The sequence below is a fragment of the Flagellimonas profundi genome (assembly GCF_017313275.1).
Lineage (GTDB): Bacteria > Bacteroidota > Bacteroidia > Flavobacteriales > Flavobacteriaceae > Flagellimonas > Flagellimonas profundi.
In genome coordinates this window covers 171273-188827 of sequence record NZ_JAFLNM010000001.1, presented here as the reverse complement: position 1 = coordinate 188827, position 17555 = coordinate 171273, and the positions used below count along the sequence as shown (strand labels likewise).

Genomic DNA, 17555 nt, shown 5'->3' with positions numbered 1-17555 from the left:
GTAACAATAGTTTTATTAATTTTAATTGCTGAAAAAGAAACGTATGGACGATAATTTTTCCCCCCGCGTAAAGGACGTTATAGCATACAGCAAGGAAGAAGCCCTTAGACTGGGCCATGATTTTATTGGTACTGAGCACCTGATGCTAGGTCTTTTAAGAGACGGAAATGGCAAGGCCATAAATATATTGGATGCACTCGATGTGGATTTGGACCACCTGCGTAGAAAGGTGGAAATACTGAGTCCAGCGAACCCTAATACCGGAACAATTCAGAAGGACAAGAAGAATCTTCACCTGACCCGCCAAGCGGAACGGGCTTTGAAGACCACGTTTTTGGAAGCAAAGCTTTTCCAAAGTTCTTCCATCAATACAGCGCACCTGTTGCTCTGTATCCTTAGGAACGAGAATGATCCAACAACCAAGTTATTGCACAAATTGAAAGTGGACTACGACAATGTCAAGGAACAGTTCAAATCCATGATCACCAGTGACGATGACTACATAGACACACCCCAAGCGGAATCCTTCCCTGGGGACACAGACGATATGGGAGATAGTAAAGAAAGTTCTTTCGGCTCTGGAAGTGCTTCCCAGAAAGGAAGCAAAAAATCCAAGACCCCTGTTTTGGATAATTTTGGGCGGGACCTTACCCGTTTGGCCGAAGAGAACAAATTGGACCCCGTTGTGGGCAGAGAAAAGGAAATTGAGCGTGTTTCCCAAATATTGAGTAGAAGGAAAAAGAACAACCCATTACTGATTGGTGAACCAGGTGTGGGTAAAAGTGCCATTGCCGAAGGTTTGGCATTGCGCATTATCAACAAGAAGGTTTCCCGAATACTTTACAACAAACGTGTGGTAACCTTGGATTTAGCTTCATTGGTTGCCGGCACCAAATACCGTGGCCAGTTTGAGGAACGCATGAAGGCAGTAATGAACGAGTTGGAGAAGAACGACGACATCATCCTGTTCATTGATGAGATCCATACGATTGTTGGTGCAGGTGGCGCAACAGGAAGCTTGGACGCTTCCAATATGTTCAAACCCGCATTGGCAAGGGGCGAGATTCAATGTATCGGAGCCACTACGCTCGATGAGTACAGACAATACATAGAAAAAGATGGTGCATTGGAACGTCGATTCCAAAAAGTAATGGTTGAGCCTACCTCTGTAGAAGAGACCATTGAGATTTTGATGAACATTAAAGGCAAGTATGAAGAGCACCACAATGTAAATTATACCGACGAAGCCATTTTGGCCTGTGTAAAATTGACCAACCGTTATATGACGGACCGCTTTTTACCGGATAAGGCAATCGACGCCTTGGATGAAGCTGGGTCACGAGTACACATTGTTAACATGGACGTTCCGAAACAAATTTTGGAGCTCGAAAAACAGCTGGAAGATGTTCGTGAACTAAAGAACAGTGTCGTTAAAAAGCAAAAGTACGAGGAAGCCGCCAAGCTCAGGGACGATGAAAAACGTCTCGAAAAAGAATTGGCTTCCGCACAAGAACGCTGGGAAGAAGAAAGTAAACTGCACAGGGAAACCGTTACAGAAGACAATGTAGCCGATGTAGTTTCCATGATGAGCGGAATCCCAGTGAACAGAATAGCACAAACTGAAAGCAACAAATTGGCCGAACTGCCCAACCTCATCAAAGGATTCGTCATCGGCCAAGATGAAGCTGTATCCAAAGTGGCAAGAGCCATCCAACGTAACCGTGCCGGTCTTAAAGACCCGAACAAACCTATTGGTTCGTTTATTTTCTTGGGTCAAACAGGAGTTGGTAAAACCCAATTGGCCAAAATCTTGGCCAAGGAACTTTTTGATTCCGAAGATGCGTTGATACGTATAGATATGAGCGAATACATGGAAAAATTTGCCATATCGCGATTGGTAGGTGCGCCTCCTGGGTACGTAGGATACGAAGAAGGTGGACAATTGACGGAAAAAGTACGTCGCAAGCCCTATTCCGTAGTATTATTGGATGAGGTGGAAAAAGCACACCCAGATGTCTTCAACATGTTGTTGCAGGTATTGGACGATGGATTCCTGACCGATAGCCTAGGTCGTAAAATAGATTTTAGGAATACAATTATTATCATGACCTCCAATATCGGAGCAAGACAATTGAAGGATTTTGGACAAGGCGTTGGTTTCGGAACTGCGGCCAAAAAAGCACAGGCGGACAGTCACCAGAAAAGTGTGATCGAAAATGCGTTGAAAAAAGCATTTGCACCCGAATTCCTGAACAGAATAGACGATGTAGTGGTCTTCAACTCTTTGGAAAGAGAGGACATCCACAAAATCATCGATATCGAATTGAACAAATTGTACAAGAGAATCAAGGAAATCGGTTATGATTTGAGTCTTTCAGATAAAGCCAAAGATTATATTGCCGACAAAGGCTTCGATAAGCAATATGGAGCACGACCACTGAAGAGGGCCATCCAAAAGTATATTGAGGATGCGCTTGCAGAAGAAATCGTAAACTCCAAATTGGAAGAAGGTGATAGCATTTTTATGGACTTGGACGAGAAGAAAGAAGAGCTCACCATCAAAATAAAAAAGGCCGAGAAATCACCCGAAGCCGAAAAGTAATTTACAATAAACCAAAAAAAAGCTGACGTGAGTCAGCTTTTTTTATGCTTTGAAATTACCATACATACGATATTTTAGCGTTTAATCTATTATTTTTTCGTTCACTGTCATTACCATATAATTTCGTAGACGAGACGCTATAATTACACTTGGGAATGAAAATAACTTCTAAAAAGAAGACCGTAGTGGTACGCGAGTATCAACTCGATATAGGAACCGTTCAGGTTTACCAAAATTATATGGTTGCTTCTTTTGATGAAGGTACCACCATTACTCTTGAAAGAGCTTACCAAATGATAGGTATATCGGAAATCCATTTTAGGGATAAGGATTTCGCCTATATCAGCTTAAGAAAAAATTCATACGCCGTAGATCCGACCGTATATAATTACCTCAGAGGTATGGACAACCTCAAAGCTTTCGCCATCGTCTCCAAAAAGGAGATAGACATGCATAATTTCAATATTGAGAAAATGTTTTATAAAAAGCCTATGGAGTTTTTTATAGAGTTTGACAATGCTTTGGCTTGGGTGCAAAAAAGACTTAAACCTAAAAAAGGAAGAAATAGCGCCTAAAAAACTAGCCATTGTCTTTCTGTTCCACTTCAGGTTGACGGAATAGTTCAGAAAAGGCATTCCCAATATAGTCCACAATTATAGATGCCTTGAGCGCCTCATAACCCTTTGAACTTGTAGCCAAATCACCTGCCAAACCGTGCAGGTAAACTCCAAATATTGCAGCTTCAATAGATGAGTAGCCTTGGGCAATAAGCCCGGTGATCATACCTGTTAACACATCGCCGCTCCCTGCCGTGGCCATACCAGGGTTTCCAGTTGTATTTACATAACCTTTACCATTAAAAAGGGTAACTGTATGGGCTCCTTTGATCACTACTATCAAATTGTATTGAGCAGCAAAAATTTTGGCTTTTTCCAACTTTTCAAAATCGGAAGACCAGTGCCCGATCAATCGCTCCAATTCCTTCGGATGTGGGGTGAGAACCGATAACTCGGGAACATCCCTGAGCATTTCAGGGTTTTGGGATAAAATGTTCAGTCCATCGGCATCTATCACCATGGGAGACCCCATCTTTTTCAAAAAAGCACCAAAGGCCGAAACCGTATCATCATCTTGGCCGATACCAACTCCCACTCCAATAACAGAAGGCTCAAATGGAATTTCTATACCTGAAATATTCTTTTCTCGAGACCCTGTCAAAACCATGACCTCCGGAATAGCGGTTTGCAGGGAATTATACCCGCATTTGGGAATAAAAGCGGTAACCAAACCACTACCCACACTTAAACAGGCGCTAGCGGCCAATTGCACGGCACCTATCTTGCCATAACTACCACCAACAATCACCGAATGCCCATAGTTGCCCTTATGTGAAAATTTGAGCCTCGGTCGGTACATGGGCAATACTTCAGGGCGTCCGATCAGTTCAAAATCCGTTTCTGTATTGGAAATGTAATCTTGGTCAAGGCCAATATCAAGGATTTCCCATTGATTGACATACACTCCGGTTCGGGGCAAAAAGAAAACCAATTTAGGCACCTGAAAACTCAGCACATAGCTGGAATTGATTACATACGAAGGCTCCCAAGGACCCCTATCAACAGGCAAGCCCGAGGGCACGTCCACAGATAAGGTAAAAGCACGGGAATTATTAATGTGCTTGATCAAGTTGCCCACCCACTCGTCGGGAGCTCGGTTGAGACCGATTCCAAAAATGGCATCTACCACAATATCGTTGGGTGAAATCTTGGGCAACTCACTTTCTTCATTGATAAAGTCCGGCCATACCTTACCATCCTTCAACCGTTCCAAGTTTAGCAGGAAGTCTTCCGATCGCTTATCGCTATAGTTGACCACATGAACTTTTATGGAATAACCATGCTCATTCAATTTTCTGGCCAGCACCAAACCATCTCCACCATTGTTGCCAATACCACAGAACAACTGGATCTTGACCTGGGTACCACGCAAACGGGAATGCATCCATTCGAAAAGCTGTGTAGCTGCTCGCTCCATCAGTTCTTCACTCTTTATCTGCTCTTTTTGGATTGTGGATTTATCAGCTTGATAGATTTGTTTGGCGGAAAATATTTTCATTCAGCAATAAAAATTGGTTATTCATAAGGATTTCGCAAAAAACAACACCAATGATTTGATGAAGTACACAAAAGTACTACATTTATCACCTCATTTCAGAGCAATGAAGTTAAAACAAACGGATAGTAACCTTAATTTGATGAATCCTTTTTCATCTACCTTCACTATTACCACTACCACCCCTTTGGGGTAAGTCTGCTATATATAATTCCGTCCGTTTTTTAATCTATTTAGAATTTTTTTTCAACACTATTTCTTTATGAAAGTCTTAAAATTTGGAGGCACTTCGGTGGCCAATCCAGAAAATATAAATAAGGTCAAATCCATCCTTGCCCATCAAAAAAATGACCAAATAGCTGTGGTCGTATCGGCCTTTGGAGGTGTAACAGACCTGCTTCTTAAAGCGTCCCGTTCGGCATCCGAGCAAGATGTAAGTTACAAGGACAGCCTCAAGGAAGTTGAGGACAAACATATTTCCGCCATTAGGGAATTGATTCCCGTTACCTCACAAAGTACGGCACTGAGCAAGGTGAAAAGTGAACTCAATATTTTGGAGACCTTGCTGGAGGGTGCTTTTCTGATCGGAGAACTGACCCCAAAACTTTCCGACAAAATTGTAAGCTATGGCGAGCTGTTATCGTCCTTCATCATTAGCGAATTCCTAAAATCCGAAGGTTTGGACGTTGCCTATAAAGATAGTCGGGAACTCATTAAAACCGACAACAATTTTGGTAAGGCCAATGTAGATTTCAGCATTTCCAATGCAAATTGTGAAACCTATTTCGCATCCACAAAAAAACAAATAACAATTTTACCAGGATTCGTTGCCTCCAGTAAGAGCGGGGATTTGACAACTTTGGGCAGAGGAGGTTCGGATTATACCGCTGCTATAATCGCAGCCGCCATAGATGCGGATATTCTTGAGATTTGGACTGACGTTAGCGGCATGTACACTGCTAATCCAAAATTGGTGAAACAGGCCAAATGCGTATCCCATATCAGCTACCAAGAAGCTATGGAACTTTCCCATTTTGGAGCCAAAGTACTTTACCCGCCAACCATTCAACCCGTTTTGGGCAAAGCTATTCCAATCGCTATTAAAAACACCTTCGACCCTGAAAACCCAGGTACTTTGATTGCTAAGAACAATAACGGAAATGGAAAAACAGTTCGCGGCATCAGCCATGTAGGCAACATTAGTCTACTTTCACTGGAAGGGCCGGGCATGATAGGTATCCCCGGAATATCCAAGCGCTTCTTTGAAACACTTTCGGTCAAGAACATCAGTATTGTTCTGATTACCCAAGCATCTTCAGAGCACTCCATTTGTGTGGGTATTTCCGATGAAGATGTGGATTTGGCGGCCGAGGCAGTGAATGAGACCTTTGAATATGAGATTTCAAGGAATAAGATCAAACCTGTTATCGTTGAAAAAGATTTGACCATTATTGCACTGGTTGGTGACAACATGAAAAGTCATCAAGGTCTGAGCGGTAAAATGTTCAGCACACTTGGTAAAAACAATGTGAATATTCGGGCCATCGCCCAAGGGGCATCCGAACGTAACATTTCGGCCGTCATTAAAAAGGAAGATGTAAAAAAAGCCCTGAATTCGTTGCACGAGACTTTTTTCGAGGAAAACATCAAACAGCTCAACCTATTTGTGATGGGCGTTGGTAATGTAGGTTCCAAATTCTTGCAGCAAATCCGTCAACAGAAAAAATATTTAAAGGAAGAGCTAAAGCTCAACGTTCGTGTCATAGGCATCAGTAATTCAAGAAAAATGGCCTTTGATGAAAATGGAATTTCTCTTAAAGATTGGGAAAGCATCTTGGATTCTGGTGAACCGGCGGACAAAGAAGTGTTTTTTGACCGCATCAACTCACTGAACTATCGCAACAGTATATTTGTGGACAACACGGCAAATGCCGAAGTTTCCAAAAGTTATTCGAGCTACCTTAAGAATAGTATATCCGTGGTCACCTGCAATAAAATCGCATCCTCTTCGGATTATGAATATTACAAGGAATTGAAACAATTGGCGAAGCAATACAATGCACCTTATTTATTCGAGACCAATGTGGGCGCAGGACTTCCCATTATCGACACCTTGAAACATCTCATCGCCTCGGGGGACAAAGTGAGAAAAATACAGGCGGTGCTATCCGGTAGCTTGAATTTTGTCTTTAATACGTTTGATGATTCCACTACCTTTCACGATGTGGTGAAACAGGCACAGGAAGAAGGCTACACCGAACCTGACCCTACAATTGACCTTAGCGGAGTGGACGTGATGCGAAAGATTCTTATTTTGGCCAGGGAGAGCGGTTATCAATTGGATATTGAGGATATCGAAAACGAGGCCTTCCTGCCCAAGGAAAGCTTGGAGGCCGACTCCAACGAAGCATTTTTTGAAAGCCTGAAGAAATACGAAGCCGACTTTCAAAAGTTGTACAAAGATGCTGCAGAAGCGGATAGTAAACTAAAATATGTGGCACAGTTCGAAGATGGAAAGGCCAAAGTGGGCCTACAACAAATACCTAAAGGACATGATTTTTACAATTTGGAGGGAAGTGACAACATTGTGCTGTTCTTCACGGACCGTTATGTTGACCAACCCTTGATCATAAAAGGTGCCGGAGCGGGAGCCGATGTTACCGCATCGGGTATCTTTGCGGATATCGTTCGAATCGGAAATTTTTAAGGGATGGAGGAAATTAAAGTATTTTGCCCAGCAACCATAGCCAATGTCTCCTGCGGATTTGATGTACTCGGATTGGCACTGGATTCAGTAGGAGATCAAATGACAGTGCGCAAAACTTCCGACAAAGGGATTCACATTACCAAAATAATGGGCCAGAAACTTCCGCTGGAAACGGAAAACAATGTTGCCGGTGTAGCAGGCTTGGCTCTATTGGAAAAGAGTGATTATGATGGTGGTTTTGAAATTGAGATAGACAAACGCATAAAGCCCGGTAGCGGCATTGGTAGCAGTGCTGCAAGTTCTACAGGGGCTGTTTGGGCCATGAACGAATTATTGGGCAAACCTTTTTCCAAGTTGGAACTGGTGGAATTTGCCATGCAAGGGGAAAAACTGGCCAGCGATGTGGCCCATGCCGATAATGTTGCCCCTGCTATTTACGGAGGATTCACTTTGGTCCGCAGCTACGAACCTCTGGACATTATCCCGATACCAACACCATCGGAATTGTATGCCACGGTAATCCATCCACAGATCGAGATCAAGACCTCGGACTCCCGAAAAATTTTAAAAACCACGATCTCCATGCAACAGGGTATCCAACAATGGGGCAACTTGGGCGGATTGGTCGCAGGGCTTTTCCAAAATGATTACGATCTTATCGGACGCTCGCTGCACGATTATATAGTTGAGCCTATCCGTTCCATTTTAATTCCAGCATTTGACGATATTAAGGCCAATGCTTTAAAAGCAGGTGCACTGGGAAGTGGGATTTCAGGATCGGGACCTTCGATTTTTGCCTTGAGCAAAGGCGAGGAAACCGCCAAAAAGGTGGCAGAGTCCATGAAAAACACCTATCAAAACATTGGAGTGGATTTCGATATACATATTTCCAAAGTAAACAGCCAAGGCGTAAAGAAAATTGCTTGATCCATGAAATTCTATAGTCTAAACAATCAAAATATACAGGCTTCGTTCAAAGAGGCCGTCATTGCTGGAATCGCTCCGGACAAGGGACTTTATTTTCCAGAGAGCATTACACCTCTTCCTGCTGATTTTTTTGAACAGATTGAAGAGCTGTCCGATCAGGAAATAGCCTTTCGGGCCATTCATCAATTTGTGAGGGAAGACATTCCCGACGATGCATTGAAAGAGATCATCACGAACACCTTGGATTTTGATTTCCCAGTGGTCGATATCGAGGAAAATGTGGCGACATTGGAACTTTTTCATGGTCCGACCATGGCTTTTAAAGATGTTGGCGCACGCTTTATGGCCAACTGCCTCGGTTACTTCTCTCAAGGAGAAAAACAAGATGTAACAGTTCTCGTAGCCACTTCGGGGGATACTGGAGGTGCTGTGGCCAATGGCTTTTTAGGGGTCGATGGGGTAAAAGTGGTCATTCTCTACCCTAGCGGAAAAGTAAGTGAGATACAAGAAAAACAATTGACCACCTTGGGTCAAAACATTGAGGCCATGGAAGTGGATGGTGTTTTTGATGACTGCCAGCGCATGGTCAAGACCGCTTTTCTGGACGCCGATATCACGGACCATAAAAAATTGACCTCGGCCAATAGTATCAACGTAGCCAGATGGCTGCCGCAATTGTTCTACTTTTTGTTTGCTTATAAACAGGCTAAATCAAAGGGAAAGGAAATTGTCTTCTCCGTGCCATCGGGGAATTTTGGAAATATCTGTGCAGGAATGGTGGCCCAAAAATTGGGAATGCCGGTCAAACATTTTGTGGCCTCTACCAATGTAAACGATGTAGTACCCAAGTTCATGGAAAATGGTGTGTACGAACCCATGCCTTCCATCGCGACCATATCCAATGCTATGGACGTGGGTGATCCCAGTAATTTTGTCCGCATCAGGCATTTGTACCAAGATGATTTGGAAAAACTACAGGAAAGCCTGTCCTCCCACTCGTTTACGGACGATGCCACCAAGGCAATCATGAAAGAGGTGTATTCCAAAACAGGCTATGTTATGGACCCACATGGTGCCGTAGGATATTTGGGACTAAAAGAATATCAAAAATCCCATCCCGACACCTATGGTATTTTCTTGGAAACGGCGCACCCCGTCAAATTTTTGGATGTGGTGGAGGAAACCTTGGAGGTTAGCCCAACGATTCCTCCTCAGATTATGAAGGTTATGGACAAAGACAAAAAATCACATCACATTGCCACTTACGAAGAATTAAAGCAATTCCTCCTGAAACATTAATCCAACTTGGGCAGTTTAAAGCTGTCCAAGGGACTGGGTTGCTTCATTACCTCCTCAATGGCTTCGGTAGTCCGCGGTGCCAATCCTGAAAGGTTTACGGGTCCATCCTCGGTAATCAAGATATCATCCTCGATCCTAACGGCAATGCCCCACCATTTTTCATCGCAATCACTGTTTTCTGGGATATAGATACCAGGCTCTACGGTAATGACCTGATTGGGTTTGAATGCTTGATAAGTACCCGCATCGTGCACATCCAACCCTAAATAGTGCGAAGTACCGTGCGGAAAATAGGTTCTGGCCTCTTTGGATTCTTTTATAATTCCCAAATCCATCAATCCTTTGGCAACCACATCGTATGCCGCCTTGTGCGGCTCCCGGAATGAAGCTCCGACCACACTTACAGCAATCCCAGCCTCTTGGGCGTTGTATACGATATCATAAATGGCTTTTTGCTCTGGCGAGAATTTCCCATTTGCAGGTATGGTCCTAGTTACATCGGCTGTATACCCATGGTACTCCGCCCCCAAGTCCATCAGCACCAAATCATCACCCACTTTGGTCTTGTTGTTTTCAATGTAGTGAAGTATGCAACCGTTGTGCCCTCCTCCCACTATGGATGGGTAGCCCTCATACTCGGCTCCATATCTTTTATATACATATTCGTGTACCCCTTGTATTTCAGTTTCGGACATATTGGGGTGCATGGCTTTCATGACCTCTATTTGACCAACTGCTGAGATTTCAATGGCTTTTTTCAACAGTTTCATTTCTTCAGGGGTTTTATCTTGACGTAATTCAGCCATTACCTTTGGCAGAATACTGGAATCCAAATTATTGGAACGTTGAATCACGAGTACCTTGTTTTTGATTTCATCTCGTATCTCATCGTTGTTGGCCGCTACAAAATCATTCAATATCTCATCGTCCTGCAACTCTGGATAACTTTCCAGATAGCGCTCAATGGTCTCTACAACATCATTGCTGTTTTGGGAATTGGCAGAGGATATTCTCTTGTAAAGATTGTTTCGGACAGGATTATAATCAGCAGGATAGTTGGTCTTTATCTTAAAGGTCTTAATCAAATCAAACAAATCTGCCTTACCTGATTTATCGCGGTAATCGTTATGAAAATCCACAAAAGACACATTATCAAATGAAGTGAAATCCAAAGGAAAGTTTTCAAACTCACTGCCATTATATACGGTTTTGAAGCTCAATTTATCCTTAACCCCTTTAACTCCCAATCGCTTACCGGTCCATTGCTCTGCTCTTGCATCCCTTTCCTGAACATAAAAAATCTCATTGAAAGTGTTTCCAGAGGCATCTGTCTGCTCTTCCGAAAAAATGATCAATACCGCATTGGGTTCCTTATAACCGGTCAAATAATAAAAATTAGGATTTTGATGATACACATAGTCAACATCGTTTGACCGATTTCGTTCGGCGTTGGCGAAAAGCACTACTGCGGTGTTGGGAGGTAATTTCTCCCTCACGGCATCCCTTCTTTCCTTATGGAAATCGGCAGGTAAATAATCGGTGGGTAAATCCTGTGATATCGCCATTGCTGAGAGAAACAAAGCCGATAAAAGGTTAACGGTTAATTTTGACATGCTTTTATTTTTTTTCAAAATACGAATTTTGGACATATTGCAGCGACCGTATCGATGTAGTTTTAGTAAAATCATAATACCTTAAAGTAAGGGTATCCTCAATTAATTCTATAAATTTGCCCATCTTAAAAATAAAGTCAATGAAAAATACTGCACTTACTAAAACGCATGAAGCGTTGGGAGCCAAAATGGTACCGTTTGCGGGTTACAATATGCCCGTTTCTTATGAGGGTGTGAACATTGAGCACGAGACTGTTCGCAAGGCGGTCGGGGTGTTCGACGTATCCCATATGGGCGAGTTTTTGATCGAAGGACCAAAAGCTTTGGAACTTATTCAAAAAGTGACCACCAACGATGCTTCCAAATTGACCGTAGGTAAAGCGCAGTATAGTTGTATGCCCAACGAAACTGGAGGTATCGTGGACGACCTTATTATTTACAGGATTAAGGACGAAACCTATCTTTTGGTGGTGAATGCTTCCAACATTGACAAGGATTGGGAACATATCTCCATGTACAACAAGGCCATCGGTGCAGAGATGCGAAATATTTCCGATGACTATTCGCTACTGGCCATTCAGGGCCCTAAAGCGGTGGAGGCCATGCAATCTTTGACTTCGGTAGACTTATCGTCCATCAAGTTCTACAACTTTGTTGTAGGTGATTTTGCAGGGGTCGAGCACGTCATTATTTCAGCAACGGGATACACGGGTTCCGGTGGATTTGAAATTTATTGTAAAAATTCCGAGGTCCAACAAGTGTGGGACAAAGTATTGGAAGCTGGTGCCGACTATGGCATTAAGCCCATCGGTTTGGCCGCACGTGATACTTTGCGTTTAGAAATGGGCTACTGCCTATACGGAAACGATATTGATGATACCACTTCTCCTTTTGAAGCGGGACTGGGTTGGATCACCAAATTCACCAAGGAATTTGTGAACAGCGAGAACTTTGCCAAGGAAAAAGCGGAAGGTTCCAAAAGAAAATTGATCGCATTTCAAATGGAAGAGCGAGGCATCCCAAGAGCAGGATACCCTATCTTGGATACTGATGGCAACGAAATTGGAAAAGTGACCTCTGGTACCATGTCCCCTTCCCTTTCCAAAGGAATCGGACTTGGTTATGTAACTACTGAATTTTCGAAAGTTGACACACCTATCCATATCAAAATACGGAAAAACAGTGTTTTGGCGACCGTAGTAAAACTCCCATTTTATAAAAACACCTAGTTAGCCTTTGGATAAAAAAAAGATATTGATATTAGGAGCAAGTGGATTTGTTGGCAATGCCATATACAAAGAACTCTGCTCCTATTTTGATACTTACGGCACCTATTATTCCAACCGCTCTTTTGCCGAAAACAAACAATTTATAAGGTACGATCTGGAGGAGGATGATATTTTTCAGGTGCTCGAGCAAGTAAAACCCGATATTATCGTATCCGCGCTTCGTGGAAATTTTCCTGCCCAGATACAGGCACATCAGCATTTGATGGAGTATTTGGTAAAGACAGATGCCAAATTGTACTTTATTTCATCGGCCAATGTGTTTGATGCCTATAGCAAGTTTCCATCGTACGAACATGACAAAACCTTGTCGTTAAGTGTATATGGTCGGTTAAAAATCAAGATCGAGAACATGATGATGCGGTTACCCAAAGGAAAATCCGCCATTTTGAGGGTGCCCATGGTCTTTGGCAACTCGTCGCCAAGAATCAAGGAAATCAAGGAAAACATAGCGAACAACGAGCCTATTGAAGTGTTTCCGAACTTGATCATCAACGTAACCAACGACGACAGGCTCACACAACAAATCCATTACCTCATCAACAGGAACAAAACAGGTATTTATCATTTGGGCAGTAGCGACCTCATCCAGCACGAGGAATTCATCAAAGAGGTCATTGATCATTTGGGAAATTATCATCCCATATACAAAAGAGTCTATACCACCAATGAAGACCGATATTTAGCAGCTTTGCCCAAGGACAATATTCTCCCGAAAAACCTACGTATTAGTTGTCAAGAGATTATTGAACATCATCTTCCTGTATAAGTTTTCCATTCCATTTGTTATTGGTTAACTTTAAGAAAAACACAGATGTATGAAGAAGTTGAACACCAATGAAATTGAAGAGGCATTAAAAAATCTATCAGGTTGGGCCCTAAAAGATGAAATGATCGAGAAATCGTTCACTTTCAAGGACTTTAAAGAGGCTTTCTCCGTGATGACACATATCGCTTTTGAATGTGAACAGCAAAACCATCATCCCAATTGGGAAAATGTCTACAACAGTCTTTCCATAAAACTCAGCACGCATGATGCGGGCGGTGTTACCCAAAAAGATATTGACCTGGCAAAAACCATTGAAAATATTGTAGCCCAAGGTTGATAATATTCAACTTGACAAAGGTGCTTTTTTTGCTAAATTTGCCTTCATCCAGAATTTAAGATTTTATGGGAAGAGCGTTCGAATTTAGAAAAGCACGAAAAATGAAGCGTTGGGCAGCCATGTCCAAAGCATTTACCAGAATTGGAAAGGACATTGTAATGGCAGTTAAGGAAGGTGGTCCCGACCCTGATGCCAATTCCAAGCTACGTGCCGTGATTCAGAATGCCAAGTCCGTGAACATGCCCAAAGACAATATTGAGCGTGCCATTAAAAGGGCTTCGGACAAAAGTCAGGGTGACTACAAAGAAGTGCTTTTCGAAGGCTATGCACCCCATGGGATTGCCATTTTAATCGAGACCGCAACGGACAACAATACCAGGACCGTTGCAAACATTCGCAGTTACTTCAATAAATGCAATGGAAGTTTGGGCACGTCAGGTTCAGTTGAGTTTATGTTTGACCATACCTGCAACTTTACTATTAACGGAGAAGGAATCGACCCTGAAGAGCTGGAGCTTGAAATGATCGATTTTGGTGCCGAAGAGGTTTTTGTGGATGAGGATGGCATCCATATCTACGCCCCTTTCGAAAATTTTGGGGCCATTCAAAAAGAATTGGAATCCAGGGAAGTCGAAATCATTTCTTCAGGCTTTGACCGTATCCCACAAGTAACCAAAGAACTTAATGAAGAGGAAGCTGCCGATGTGGAAAAATTACTTGAGAAAATTGAGGAGGACGATGATGTACAGAATGTGTACCACACCATGCAGGAATAAATACGCTCACACCCTTTAAATACACGTAAAAGCCTCTATATCAATAGAGGCTTTTATTGTTTATAATCCTTTATATTTCATTATATTTATGCATATTCCGAACTAATACCGAACTAATGAATTTTAACTATTATCTTTCCTCTTATTTAAAAAAGAACGGTACCCAATTAATCAGACTTAAAATTGAGACTTCTAAAAAGGATGTCCAGTATATTGACTCTGGAATATCCGTACTAAAAAACCAGTGGGACGACAAAAAGAAAAAAATAAAAAGGCATCCACTTGAAGAAAAACTGAACGCCAATCTCCAATCCTTATTGATCTCTGTTCAACAAATCTATTACAATAATAAAGGGATTTCGGCCAAACGCTTGCTCCTTCTTTATAAGAATAACAAGAAGTATGATACTAGTTCTTTTTTGGACTTCTATCAACAAATAGTCGATGAAGCTAGGTTAAAAGGTAAAATCCGCACTGCCAACACACAACAGAAGTACATCCAAAAACTAAAAAAATTCTCGAGCTACGTTTCATTCTCCGATCTTTCCGTACAATTCGCCAAGGATTATGAAAAATGGATGCTTGAAAAAGGGAATAAAATTAATACCGTCGCCTCGAATTTCAAGTCAATGTATGCAGTTCTAAATAAAGCAATGAAAATGGGTGTTATAAAGGAAAATCCCATAAGAGGCTATACAATAGTAACTGAGAATGTTGAAAAAGACTCATTGACTTTTGAAGAAATCACCAAACTTTCAGAATTGGAAATCCCTGTAAGATTCAAAGGGATGATCAAAGCCAGGGACATGTTCCTATTTTCCTTCTATACAGCTGGCATGAGATTTTCTGATATATGCAAGCTTAAATGGGAAAATATTGCCGGAAATGAAATCGTATATACTATGGGCAAATCCAGAACTAGAGCCGGTGCAAAAAGAACTTTGCCTTTGACTCCTAAGGCTGTGGCTATACTAGAAAATTATAAAGGCAGAAACAATACTTTTATCTTTCCTCCCCTTTATGGAATGGACAATAAAAATGCAGAAGAAATAGAACACAAATTATATATCGCCAATAATGCTATTAACCGGTCATTGCGTAATGCCTGTGAAAAAGCAGAAATAGGAAAATGGGTAAATATGCATATGGCAAAACATTCCTTCGCCGACTTTGCGGTAAAAAAAGATACTGGGCTGTTAATGATCTCCAAACTATTGGGGCATACCAAATTGTCCACCACACAGCATTATTTAAAAGATTTTTACCATAAGGAAGAAGCAGAGGAAATGAATCGATTGTTCGGTTGAAGTGCTTTTCATGCAATACTTAAACTACTTCATTAATAGTGATATAATACCCTTTGTCCACTCTTATCGATATTTCCCCTTTTCTGAGTTTTTGATTGACCGAATAAATGTCTTCATAAGCATACAGGTATTTTTTGCCAACTTTGAAAAAACTGACTAATCCTAGATCCCGTAAAGCCTGCATGATCTGGCCATTGTACGATACACCAAGCTTTTCGCAAAACGCCTTACCGGTCAGATTAAGGGGTTGTATGTTTACTTGATTGCCCATTGAATTTTACGACACTCTGATTCGATTTATTTGTTCAATCCCTTTCTTTTCTTCTTTCTTTCAGACTTTTTTCTGGCACCATGGTCAGTAAGTTCCAGCTTAAAAGGATTCCATTCCGATTCATCCATTAAAGACTCGACTATTCCATTTTCCTTAATTTCCCCCACATGACTTTTTGATTGTTGAGCAGAATTTCGAGTGCCTTTTGCAGTCCCATTATTTCTTGGTTCAACCTTGACTGTTCCTTCATCGTTTCCTTCGTCAGCTTGATCAGTTCCTCGTTCTTTTCCATTAGCCGATAATATAACTGAACGGTCTCTTGTTTGCTCATAATCGATTTGTTTTATAATACTGTTCCATGAGAATTTTTTGCCTAGGGTACTGCCTTTATATACCACATCATGATATTTGAAAGATATCCCCGAAACCCTGCCTGTGGTTTTGCTTACGTTGAATCTTGGCGAGATATTTTGCTCTTGTAGCAACTTGATAAATTCTGTTGTGTCCATTGCTTTTGAGATTGCCGAACCAATTCGCTCCTGTAGGACAAGTTTGATAGGTACATCGCCTGTTCTCAGGGTTTTCTCTATTTCCTTTTGATCAAGTGATTTTTTTCCACCAATTTTTGTTGAAATTTGAGTCAATCCATATTTCCTCTCCAAATCATTGAGCACTTCCCGGCTTCTTCTTTTAATGTTACTGTCACTCGTTATCCTACCCGAATACCTGACCCTATTGGCCACTATATGGATGTGTTCGTGTTCCGTGTCCTTATGACGGTACATAATGAACTGGTTGTTATCGAAACCCATCTTCATTAGATAGTCGCATCCGAATGAAGCAAACTCCTTATCGTTTAATTGATCTGAGTAGGGCAGGTTCAAGGAAACATGGAGGACCGCATTGCCCAATCCTGGCCGCAATTGCCTGATCAAATTGAATTCCTGTGTCATATTCACCGCTGTGGATTGTCCGATATTGGAATCGATTACATACCCTACACCTTCGCTTACCTTTTTTTCATTGTAGGCAAGAACACCGTAAAAATCCTTTCCTATGGTTATCTTACCTATCATTGTTCGCTATACTTGATTTGAGCTGTTGCAACAGCATTTTTACCTCCTCCAATTGTTTAATGATATTGAACGGGTCACGGATACCTGAGTTTGACACCCTGGCAAGTTGGTTCAGGTTGTTTCCCACCCGGCTCAAGTCGACAAAGAGTTTCCTGTCCAATGGGGTTATCTTTTTATTCGGCAAGGATTTTCCCGTACATTTTCTTCGGATATATTCGGCAACGGACAGCCCGATGGTTTCTGCATTAACGGAAACTTTGGAATGATCAGCAGCAGTCATCCTGACATTGACCTGTATTGTTTTTAATAACCCAAGTTCTTTTTTTGGCCTTCCCATTTCAAATGATTTAACGGATCACAAGGCAAACTGCAAACAAGGTGCGCAGGGTTTTTGTTAGCAAAAACACAACTTGCTTCGTGACCTCCAATTAATTATATCACAAACCTATGGCCTATGGATTACTTGCAAGGGT

At 41.8% G+C, this 17555-nt stretch carries 15 protein-coding genes; 10 read left to right on the top strand and 5 right to left on the bottom strand.

The genetic code is table 11. From position 1 onward, the window contains the following. The first annotated feature begins 43 nt into the window (after positions 1 to 43). Both J0654_RS00900 and J0654_RS00895 read left to right on the top strand, forming a co-directional pair. The gene (locus J0654_RS00900; protein WP_207025822.1) at positions 44 to 2602 is read left to right on the top strand and encodes an ATP-dependent Clp protease ATP-binding subunit; all 2559 of its coding nucleotides are present in this window, start codon (positions 44 to 46) and stop codon (positions 2600 to 2602) included. 155 nt (positions 2603 to 2757) lie between these two features. Then, positions 2758 to 3177, top strand: a complete 420-nt coding sequence (locus tag J0654_RS00895) for an STAS/SEC14 domain-containing protein (protein ID WP_207025820.1) — start codon at positions 2758 to 2760, stop codon at positions 3175 to 3177. A 4-nt stretch (positions 3178 to 3181) separates the two neighbouring features. Here the strand turns inward: J0654_RS00895 and J0654_RS00890 are convergent, their stop codons facing one another. After that, a complete protein-coding gene (locus J0654_RS00890) occupies positions 3182 to 4717 on the bottom strand; it encodes an NAD(P)H-hydrate dehydratase (protein ID WP_207025819.1) in 1536 nt (511 codons plus the stop codon). Positions 4718 to 4976: 259 nt separating this feature from the next. On the opposite strand from J0654_RS00890, the gene thrA reads away from it, so the two are divergent. From thrA to thrC, 3 genes are read left to right on the top strand one after another with little or no spacing between them, the layout of a single operon-like run. After that, entirely contained in the window at positions 4977 to 7421 is a 2445-nt protein-coding gene (gene thrA / locus J0654_RS00885) for a bifunctional aspartate kinase/homoserine dehydrogenase I (RefSeq protein WP_207025818.1), read from the top strand. Between the two features lie 3 nt (positions 7422 to 7424). Continuing rightward, complete coding sequence (locus tag J0654_RS00880) at positions 7425 to 8348, top strand: homoserine kinase (protein ID WP_207025817.1); 924 nt, start codon at positions 7425 to 7427, stop codon at positions 8346 to 8348. Positions 8349 to 8351: 3 nt separating this feature from the next. Then, entirely contained in the window at positions 8352 to 9647 is a 1296-nt protein-coding gene (gene thrC, locus J0654_RS00875; protein WP_207025816.1) for a threonine synthase, read from the top strand. Here thrC and J0654_RS00870 read toward each other — a convergent pair. Further along, positions 9644 to 11260, bottom strand: coding sequence for an aminopeptidase P family protein (locus J0654_RS00870; RefSeq protein WP_207025815.1), 1617 nt, complete (start codon positions 11258 to 11260; stop codon positions 9644 to 9646). The two genes, thrC and J0654_RS00870, sit on opposite strands and share 4 nt — an antisense overlap. 140 nt (positions 11261 to 11400) lie before the next feature. Between J0654_RS00870 and gcvT the strand changes: the two genes are divergently transcribed. From gcvT to J0654_RS00845, 5 genes are all read left to right on the top strand, one after another. Continuing rightward, the gene (gene gcvT / locus J0654_RS00865) at positions 11401 to 12489 is read left to right on the top strand and encodes a glycine cleavage system aminomethyltransferase GcvT (RefSeq protein ID WP_207025814.1); all 1089 of its coding nucleotides are present in this window, start codon (positions 11401 to 11403) and stop codon (positions 12487 to 12489) included. Positions 12490 to 12496: 7 nt separating this feature from the next. Next, positions 12497 to 13315, top strand: coding sequence for a sugar nucleotide-binding protein (locus J0654_RS00860; RefSeq protein WP_207025811.1), 819 nt, complete (start codon positions 12497 to 12499; stop codon positions 13313 to 13315). A gap of 49 nt (positions 13316 to 13364) precedes the next feature. After that, positions 13365 to 13652 (top strand): 4a-hydroxytetrahydrobiopterin dehydratase, encoded by a 288-nt coding sequence (locus J0654_RS00855; protein ID WP_207025810.1) that lies wholly within the window; start codon positions 13365 to 13367, stop codon positions 13650 to 13652. A gap of 65 nt (positions 13653 to 13717) precedes the next feature. Further along, positions 13718 to 14428 (top strand): YebC/PmpR family DNA-binding transcriptional regulator, encoded by a 711-nt coding sequence (locus J0654_RS00850; protein ID WP_207025809.1) that lies wholly within the window; start codon positions 13718 to 13720, stop codon positions 14426 to 14428. Positions 14429 to 14544: 116 nt separating this feature from the next. Further along, positions 14545 to 15735: a site-specific integrase gene (locus J0654_RS00845; RefSeq protein ID WP_036383580.1), complete on the top strand. Its 1191-nt coding sequence runs from the start codon at positions 14545 to 14547 to the stop codon at positions 15733 to 15735. A gap of 19 nt (positions 15736 to 15754) precedes the next feature. Here J0654_RS00845 and J0654_RS00840 read toward each other — a convergent pair whose 3' ends face one another. Genes J0654_RS00840 through J0654_RS00830 form a run of 3 tightly spaced genes read right to left on the bottom strand, consistent with a single transcriptional unit; the run spans position 15755 to position 17419 of the window. After that, positions 15755 to 16006 carry a hypothetical protein gene (locus J0654_RS00840; protein ID WP_036383578.1) on the bottom strand — a complete coding sequence of 84 codons (252 nt, stop codon included), beginning with the start codon at positions 16004 to 16006 and terminating at the stop codon, positions 15755 to 15757. Between the two features lie 26 nt (positions 16007 to 16032). Then, complete coding sequence (locus tag J0654_RS00835) at positions 16033 to 17082, bottom strand: relaxase/mobilization nuclease domain-containing protein (RefSeq protein ID WP_207025808.1); 1050 nt, start codon at positions 17080 to 17082, stop codon at positions 16033 to 16035. Then, entirely contained in the window at positions 17072 to 17419 is a 348-nt protein-coding gene (locus J0654_RS00830) for a plasmid mobilization protein (protein ID WP_207025805.1), read from the bottom strand. Before J0654_RS00830 ends, J0654_RS00835 begins: the two co-directional genes overlap by 11 nt. Positions 17420 to 17555: the final 136 nt, after the last annotated feature.